The sequence below is a fragment of the Mesorhizobium sp. M7A.F.Ca.CA.001.08.2.1 genome (assembly GCF_003998455.1).
Classification (GTDB): domain Bacteria; phylum Pseudomonadota; class Alphaproteobacteria; order Rhizobiales; family Rhizobiaceae; genus Mesorhizobium; species Mesorhizobium ciceri.
In genome coordinates this window covers 1-8,273 of the sequence record NZ_RZPW01000228.1, presented here as the reverse complement: position 1 = coordinate 8,273, position 8,273 = coordinate 1, and the positions used below count along the sequence as shown (strand labels likewise).

At 63.8% G+C, this 8,273-nt stretch carries 9 protein-coding genes; 3 read left to right on the top strand and 6 right to left on the bottom strand.

Going from position 1 to position 8,273, the window contains the following annotated elements:
* From EN914_RS15530 to EN914_RS15520, 3 genes are all read left to right on the top strand, one after another.
* Window positions 1-246 (top strand): endonuclease/exonuclease/phosphatase family protein (locus EN914_RS15530; protein WP_407067782.1); only part of this gene is annotated, 246 nt, incomplete at its 5' end.
* A gap of 62 nt (window positions 247-308) precedes the next feature.
* Entirely contained in the window at window positions 309-641 is a 333-nt protein-coding gene (locus EN914_RS15525; RefSeq protein WP_024502663.1) for a hypothetical protein, read from the top strand.
* Between the two features lie 386 nt (window positions 642-1,027).
* Entirely contained in the window at window positions 1,028-1,888 is an 861-nt protein-coding gene (locus EN914_RS15520; protein WP_024502664.1) for a hypothetical protein, read from the top strand.
* Between the two features lie 62 nt (window positions 1,889-1,950).
* On the opposite strand, the gene EN914_RS15515 is transcribed toward EN914_RS15520, so the two are convergent.
* From EN914_RS15515 to EN914_RS15490, 6 genes are all read right to left on the bottom strand, one after another.
* Entirely contained in the window at window positions 1,951-3,465 is a 1,515-nt protein-coding gene (locus EN914_RS15515) for an aldehyde dehydrogenase family protein (RefSeq protein WP_024502665.1), read from the bottom strand.
* Between the two features lie 185 nt (window positions 3,466-3,650).
* Window positions 3,651-4,925, bottom strand: coding sequence for an RNA polymerase sigma factor (locus tag EN914_RS15510; protein ID WP_024502666.1), 1,275 nt, complete (start codon window positions 4,923-4,925; stop codon window positions 3,651-3,653).
* Window positions 4,922-5,296 carry a YciI family protein gene (locus tag EN914_RS15505; RefSeq protein WP_013529829.1) on the bottom strand — a complete coding sequence of 125 codons (375 nt, stop codon included), beginning with the start codon at window positions 5,294-5,296 and terminating at the stop codon, window positions 4,922-4,924. The genes EN914_RS15510 and EN914_RS15505 overlap by 4 nt, the downstream gene beginning before the upstream one ends.
* 107 nt (window positions 5,297-5,403) lie before the next feature.
* Entirely contained in the window at window positions 5,404-6,510 is a 1,107-nt protein-coding gene (locus EN914_RS15500) for a DNA topoisomerase IB (protein ID WP_024502667.1), read from the bottom strand.
* 84 nt (window positions 6,511-6,594) lie between these two features.
* Window positions 6,595-7,479, bottom strand: a complete 885-nt coding sequence (locus EN914_RS15495; protein WP_013529827.1) for a transglutaminase family protein — start codon at window positions 7,477-7,479, stop codon at window positions 6,595-6,597.
* A gap of 3 nt (window positions 7,480-7,482) precedes the next feature.
* On the bottom strand, window positions 7,483-8,273 hold a 791-nt coding region (locus EN914_RS15490; RefSeq protein WP_206527208.1), incomplete at its 5' end, for an alpha-E domain-containing protein.

Genomic DNA, 8,273 nt, shown 5'->3' with positions numbered 1-8,273 from the left:
GCTCTCAACACGCTGCATGCGACGTTCGGCCCGCAGCCGCCGGCGGTCCCCACCTTCCCGTCGAACCTGCCGCTGCTGGCGCTCGACCGGATCATGGCCAACCGGCATGGCATGATTGCCGCCATCGACGCGCATGACACGCCGCTTTCACGCGTTGCCTCCGACCACCTGCCGCTGACGGCTTTCGTGCGCCTGGAGCGGGTGGACGATAACGCCTTGATGTCTCCCGCGTCGCAAAGAGTGTAAAATTAGTCGGAACGCCCAGTTCTTCCGCGAGTTACCATGTCTTGAACGTGTAGGAGGACGAGATGAAGAAGTTGATTCTGGCTTCCCTGTTGGCATTGGCCGCGACAGCGGCGATCACTGCGCCGACGCGAGCGGCAAGCGTGACCATCCAGTCCGACGACGATCGATATTTGCCGGACGACGATTCCGACAGTGGGATCGTTATTCGCCGTCATCACCGCGATCGCTATTCCGACAATCAGTATGATGGCGACCGGAACGTTCAGTATGACGATGGCGAATACCGGTACGGCGAATATCGCCGCCACCACCGGCATCATCGCTGCCATATCGAACTGGTCAAGCACTGGCGCCACCACCACAGGGTGATCGAAGAGGTTCGCGTCTGCGGCTGATCCCGATCGAACCAACCGGCCGGCGAAAGCCGGCCGGTTTCATCGCGTATGGTGGCGAGAGATGCCGCCATCGACCAGTTGGAAATGCCCCTGCAGACGACTGACGCGCGGCGCGGTTCGCGCAGCTGGATTACCTGGCTGATCTTGTCGCGATTGCGCTTGGCACGGTAACTCACTCTCCACCATCCCCGTCAAGCCGCAGATCACCGGCGCGCTTCCCAGGGCATGGCAATCGGCTAGCCGATCCCACCATGCACCGGTCGTTGCCCGACCCGTGTTCGGGTTGGGCTTGCTCTTCGCATTTGGTGCCTCTGGACACAGCCGTGGAAGGCTGAAAAATGTGGAGCGCAACTCGGCTTTTTGAGTTGAACCGGAACACCAGGAGGATGGCGCTGAAATTGGAAGATATTGCCGGCCATCCGGCGTTGCATCGCTACGTTCAGGAACAGTCCCTGGCGCTGATCCGAATCTATGAGGAGAGCCCTCGCCTGGCTTCCATTTTCGCCACGCAGCAGCGTTGGCTGATGGGTCATGTCGGCCTCGCCATGCATTTCAGGCGCGATCCGCACGACCGCCGCAAGGAACTGACGGTATCGCGGTTCATCGAGTTCGTGCACCAGCATGCGGTCGCCAGCCGCAACACGGCGGACGCTTTCATCAAGGAGATGCTGCACTACCACATCGCCGAGTATGTGTCGGGTGGCGACGGCCGTACGCACCCTTTGCAGCCGACGGCGGCAACCGTGCAGACCTTTACCGGCTGGGTCCTTGCCCATCTGCGGACGCTGGATCGCCTCGACGGCGCTGACCGCTTGGCCAGGTTCCTCGAACACCCCGAGATGGTTGCCGGGCTGCAGCCTCTGGTGGCGGACGGCCTGCTTGCCTCCAAGCCGGTGCGCGAACCCAACCAGACCTTTTCCCTGTTCATCTGGCTCAACAATGGCGGCATCGTCATGGACTGGCTGATGTCGGGCATCGACCCCGATCACGCCGGCCTGGACCAGATTCCGACCAGCGTGGTTTCGATCGGAGATTTCGCCAAATGGCTCAAGCTCTCGCGGACACATCTGGCCCGCAAGCTGCGCGCTGCCGAGAATCTCGGCAGCATCGGCTGGCTCGGCCAGCGCGGCCATTCGGTGATGTGGGTGTCGAATACATTCTACCAGGAATACATGACAGTCCAGGCGGCCAAACTGGCCATCGTCGACACCGCTTTCAATGCCTGTTTTCCGCCGGCTGGAAGCTGATCGGTGCGGCATCCCCGTAACGGGGATGCCTTTCAATGCGGGCGATCAAAATCCCGAAGTTCTCAGTCGATGTCGAACGACACGCCCTGGGCGAGCGGCAGCGCCTTGGAATAGTTCACCGTGTTGGTGGCGCGCCGCATATAGGCCTTCCATGCGTCGGAGCCGCTCTCGCGGCCGCCGCCGGTTTCCTTTTCGCCGCCAAAGGCACCGCCGATCTCAGCGCCCGAGGTACCGATGTTGACATTGGCAATGCCGCAATCCGATCCGTCGACACCCAGGAAACGCTCGGATTCCTGCAGGTCGCGGGTGAAGATCGACGACGACAGGCCTGCGCCCACGGCATTGTGCTCGTCGAGCACGGCGTCGAAATCCGAATATTTCATCACATAGAGGATCGGCGCGAAGGTCTCTTCCGTGACAGGGGCCACCTGCTTGGGCATCTCGACCAGCGCCGGGTGCACGTAATAGGCATCCGGGTGCCCGTCCTCGACCCGCGTGCCGCCGGTCACCTTGCCGCCATGGGCGGCGGCTTCCTTCAGCGCCTTCTGCATGGCCTCGTATGCCGCCTTGTCGATCAGTGGCCCGACCAGCGAGGAGGTCTCCAGCGGATTGCCGACAGACACACTCTCGTAAGCCTTCTTGAGGCGCGGAACCAGGGCGTCGTAGACGCTGTCATGCACGAACAGGCGCCGCAGCGTCGTGCAACGCTGGCCCGCCGTGCCCATTGCTCCAAAGGCAATCGCGCGCAGCGCCATGTCGAGATCGGCGCTCGGGCAGACGATGCCGGCATTGTTGCCACCGAGTTCGAGCACTGCGCGGGCAAAGCGCTTGGCCAGCCGCGGGCCGACGTCGCGGCCCATGCGGGTCGAGCCGGTCGCCGAAACCAACGGCACTTTGGGGTGATCGACCAGGATCTCGCCGACGGCGCGGTCGCCGATCAGCACCGGCGCCAGGCCATCAGGTGCGTCCGCGCCGAAGCGCTTGACCGCACGCTTGAAGATGGCCTCGCAGGCAAGTGCGGTCAGCGGCGTCTTTTCCGACGGCTTCCACACCACCGCGTCACCGCAAACAAGCGCCAGGGCGGCATTCCAGGACCACACAGCGACCGGGAAATTGAAGGCGGAAATGACGCCGACGACGCCGAGCGGATGCCAGGTTTCCATCATCCGATGGCCCGGGCGCTCGGTGGCGATGGTCAGGCCGTACAACTGCCGGGAGAGGCCTACGGCGAAATCGCAGATGTCGATCATCTCCTGCACTTCGCCGAGCCCCTCGGACGGGATCTTGCCGACCTCGATCGACACCAGCCGGCCAAGCTCGGCCTTGTGCGCGCGCAGTTCCTCGCCGAGCAGCCGCACCAGTTCGCCACGCCGCGGGCCCGGCACCATGCGCCAGGCCTGGAAGGCCTTGTGCGCGGCATCGATCACCTTGGCCGCGTCAGCCGGCGAGATCGTCTTCAGCGCCGCGATCTGCTCGCCCGTCACCGGGCTGCGCACGATCAGGTCGCCGCCGACGAGCGCTTCCTTGGCCACGCCCAGTTTCGCCAGCAGTTCGGTCGTTTCCTTGCCTATCGTCATTCTGGTTCCTTTCAGATCCCGTCGCCATCATATGGCGCTGGGTTAAGCCTTCGCCGTGTCGCCCGTGTGCCGAAAGGCACTTCAGGCGCAGTCATGGCGTGGCATTACTCGTTTCAGGGGAAAATCGCCACCCCGGCATGGTCCAAGCCCAAACTACACGATTGAGCCAGATGGGGAGGTGACGCTCAGTTTGCCTTTTTCGCCGGCGGGCGCACCGCACCGTCCTTGATCAACCGGTCGATATGCATGCGGATATGGGCAGCCTCTGCCGCCGTGTTCGCAAGCGCTATGGCCCGGTCGAAGGCGACGCGCGCCTCGTCGCCCCGGTCGAGCTGCATCAAGAGGCCCCCCTTGAGCCCGAAAAAGTGGAAATAGCCGGAAAGCCGTTCTTCCAGCGGCTCGATCATGGCCAGCGCCTCCCCCGGTCCACGCACCTTCGAGACCGCGACGGCCCGGTTGAGCGTGACCACCGGCGACGGCTGCATCTGCTCCAGCAAGCGGTAGAGCAGGTCGATCTCGTTCCAGTCCGTATCCTCGGCCTTTTCGGCCCGCGCATGCAGCGCGGCAATCGCCGCCTGCACCTGGTAAGGGCCGGGCTTGCGATGGCGCAGCGCCTTGTCGACCAGTGCCAGCCCCTCATCGATCATCTTGCGGCTCCACAGGCTGCGATCCTGGTCTTCGAGCAGCACGATCTCGCCACTCTCGTCGAAACGGGCCGGTGCGCGCGCATGCTGCAGAAGCAACAGCGCCGTCAGCCCCATGATCTCCGGCTCGGTCTGGAACAGCCGCAGCAACAGCCGTGCCAGCCGGATCGCCTCCTCGCACAGCGGCGCGCGCGCCGGCGCCTCGCCGCTGTTGGTCGAATAGCCCTCGTTGAAGACCAGGTAGACCATGGCGGCGACGGCGGCGAGCCGTTCCGAGCGCTCGACCGCGCCAGGCGTCTCGAACGGCACGCCGGCGTCCGCAATGCGCGCCTTGGCGCGAGTGATGCGCTGCTCCATGGCGCTTTCGCCAACCAGGAAGGCGCGCGCGATCTGCTTGACCGTGAGACCGGAGACGATGCGCAGCGCCACCGCGATCTGCTGCGTTGCCGGCAGATCGGGATGGCAGCAGATGAACAGCAGCCGCAATATGTCGTCGCGGTAGTGCGCCCCGTCCAGCCGCTCGGCGATATCGCTCTCGGCGTCTTCCAGATCGGAAACCTGGTCTTCATCCGGCATCGGCGCCTGCTTGGCGCGCTTGCGCACCGCATCGATGCCGCTGTTGCGGCCGACGAAGATCAGCCAGGCCGCCGGGTCGCGCGGCGGCCCGTTCTGCGGCCAGTTCTTCAACGCCCTGAGGCACGCGTCCTGGAAAGCTTCCTCCGCCGTATCGAGATCGCGGAAATAACGCAGCAGCGCGCCCATCGCCTGCGGGCGGGCGGCGCTGATCGCGGAGCTGATCCAGGCCATTTCGGTCATGCGGAAACCGTTGTTGGGTTGAAGACCGAAACCGGCCGGATTTCATAGGAGCCGCCGCTCGGGTTGACCTCGGAAAGCTCGCGGGCGAACTCCACCGCCTCGTCGAGATCGGCGCATTCGAGCGTGTAGAAGCCGAGAAACTGTTCCTTGGTCTCGGCGAACGGCCCGTCGATGACGACCGATTCGCCTTTGACCTTCCTCAACGTCGTCGCGGCCGTGGTCGGCAGAAGCCGTGCCACCGGGCCGAGCCGACCAGCCTTGGCGTACTTGTCCTGAACGTCGAGGAGATTGGCCATGACCTCGTCGTCCTGTGCCTTGCTCCAGGAGCAGACGACATCTTCGGAGGCATAGCAGAGGATTGCGTAGAGCATGGCTGGTCCTTTTCTCTGTCAAAGGACGAAACAGTAAGACCGATCCCGACATGACGTCGATAAAAAAATCCAGATGTGACGGATTTGGCCACCGTCGGCCGCGTCGGTCAGCTTTCTCCCAGTTTCAGCCATCGCAACACGAGAGCTTCCTCGTCATCGAGACCGGCAATCGCCCGTTTGCGCTTGTTGGCCTGCGCCATTTCATCCAGCAACCGTCCCTCGGACCACGCTTCGAAGACCCGCGGATGGATATAGCATTTGCGGCAGACGGCACGCGTATTGCCCAGCCGCTCGGCAACCTTGTCGATGACGCTGTTCATCGCCCTGTTTCGCTGCGTCTGGCTTTGCGGCAGTTCCGTTTGCGCAAACAGCGACGCGGCGTGAATGGTGCCGCCCCAGGTGCGGAAATGCTTCGAACTGAAGGCGTCACCGACCGCCTCACGGATATAGCGGTTGACGTCCTCGGAGCGGACCGGCCGCCTGTCGCCATCCTCATCGAGATACTGGAACAGCTTCTGGCCTGGCAGGTCCTGCGCGCCACGCACAATCCTGGCGATGCGGCGGTCGGCCAGCTTCAGCTTCCACTCCTTGCCCGACTTGCCCTTGAAGGCAAAGCGCAGGCTTGAACCGACAATATCGACATGCCGGTCGCGCAACGTGGTCAGCCCGAAACTCTTGTTGTCGCGGGCGTAGGCGGCATTGCCGACGCGGATCATCGTGTTGTCGAGCAGCCAGACGACCGCGGCGACGACCCGCTCGAACGGCAAGCCACGACGGCGCAGATCGCTATCGACCCTGTGCCGCAGGTCCGGCAGGCTCTCGGCGAATGCGACAAGGCTCGAATATTTGGCACCATCGCGCTCTTCGGCCCATTGCGGATGATAACGATATTGCTTGCGTCCGCGCTGGTCCCTGCCGGTTGCCTGGATATGGCCGTCCGCGTCGGGCGAAATCCACACATCCGTCCAGGCCGGCGGAATGACGATCGCCTCGATGCGGGCCTTGGTGGCGTCCGAAACCGTCCGTCCGTCCGGTCCCTTGTAGGAAAACCCCTTGCCTGTCTTCAGCCGCCGGATACCAGGCTCGGCATCGCTGACATAACTAAGCGACGCATGATCGGCCGAGCTTTGTGCCCCGTTTTTGAACACGCCATCTGGCGATACAGCGTCCTCGCCAGCCGGTCGGCCGGGCGACATTCCGGATTTCTGCAACATGTCGGCTCCACACGAATTCCGTAGATAAGCCACTGGCCGACCGCTGGTTCCAAGCGCCGTCCGAAAACGGTGTCGAGCCTGCCTTCAGGCTTTCTCGAGCACAACCGGAATGACATCGACAGCCTGCTCGCCGACCTGTCCCCCCGTGGTCTTGAGCACGCCGACGATCGGCGCTACGTCCGAATAGTCGCGGCCGTAGCCGACGGTGATATGGTCGTTGCTGGCCCGCATGCCGTTGGTCGGATCGAATTCCTGCCAGCCTGCGTCGCGCCCGCACCAGACCTTGACCCAGGCATGCATGGCATCGGCGCCTTCCAGCCGGGGCTTGCCCTTCGGCGGGATGGTGCGCAGGAAGCCGCTGACATAGCCAGCGGGAATGCCGAGCCCGCGCAGGCCGGCGATCATGATATGCGAAAAGTCCTGGCAGACACCGCGCTTCAGCCTGAAGGCATCGCTGGCCCGGGTCCGCACCGTCGTCGCCTCGCCGTCATAGGTGAAATCACGATGAATGCGATGGCACAGGTTCATGGCCGTGCTGGCGGCGGAACCGGCGATGCTGCTGCGTGCGTAGGCGGTGATCGCATCGTCGATGCCGGCATGGGTGCTGGCCGTCAGGAAATGGTGCGGTGCATCAGGTGCCAGAGACCGCACCGCGGCGAGCTCCTGCCTGAGCCGGGCGATATCGGGCGACACGTCGAGCCCGGGCTCGGGCCGAGACACCGACACGCGGGCGCTCATCCTGATGTCGAGCGCATCATGCGCATCGCGAAAGGCGATCGAGGTGACGTTGTTGCCGAAGAAATCGGAAAAGTCGGAACGCTCGTTGGGCGCCGGCGCAAAGGACAGTGATGCGGCGATGACGCGCTGCACGCCTGATATCGTCGACGGCAGCACGCGCACCTGATGACGACCGCCGCCGGCAGCGGAAGCGTAATCATAGTGGAGATGAAGCCTGATATCGTAGAGCATGATTTATCCGAAATAGGCTTTGGCGAGGCTGTTGTAGAGGCCGCCGATTTCGTGAGCGAGCTCGTCCAGCGCCTTTGCCGTCATATCCGAAGGCTCCTTGATGGCGATCTGGGTGTTGAGCTGCAGGATTTCCTTCGCCGCCGGCGACATTTGCCCCTCCCCGCCGAGCGACGGCAACAGGCCGATTTCGGCCTTCAGCCTTTCGAGCTGGAACAGGATGGAGCGCGGGTTAAGCGGATCGAGCGCCAGCAGGTCGATCACCGTGCGCCGGCCGGCCTGCACCGGATATTGGCGGCGATGGGTCATCACGCTGTCGCCGATCTCCAGCATCATGTCGAGCGCGCCGTCCGGCGCCTTGGCGCTGGTCAGCCGCGACAGCGTGCGGGAGATCTGGATGCCGCGCTCCAGCCGGCGGCCGATCTCGAGGAAGCGCCAACCGGCGAAGCGGTACATGTTTTCGTGCAGCAGACCGGAAAAGCCGGCGAGCTTACGCAGGATGACTGTCATCGCCCGGGTCGCGTCGTCGCCGGGCGCGACCGTCGTTGCGAACTGATGGATGGTTTTCGACAGGTCCTTCAGCGCCAGCCAGCCATCGGGCGAGAAGCGGTCGCGAATCTGCCCGGCGCTGTAGACCGCGCTATCCAGCGTGCCGATCAGCCCTGACGGGATCGCCGTCTCGACGTCGATGCCGAAAGGTTCGAGATAATCCCTGATGTCGGCGAGCAGCGGCATGTCCGGGTCGGACGTTTCGGCGAGCCGCACATGGTAGGCGCGCAGGATGCGCACCGTGTCTT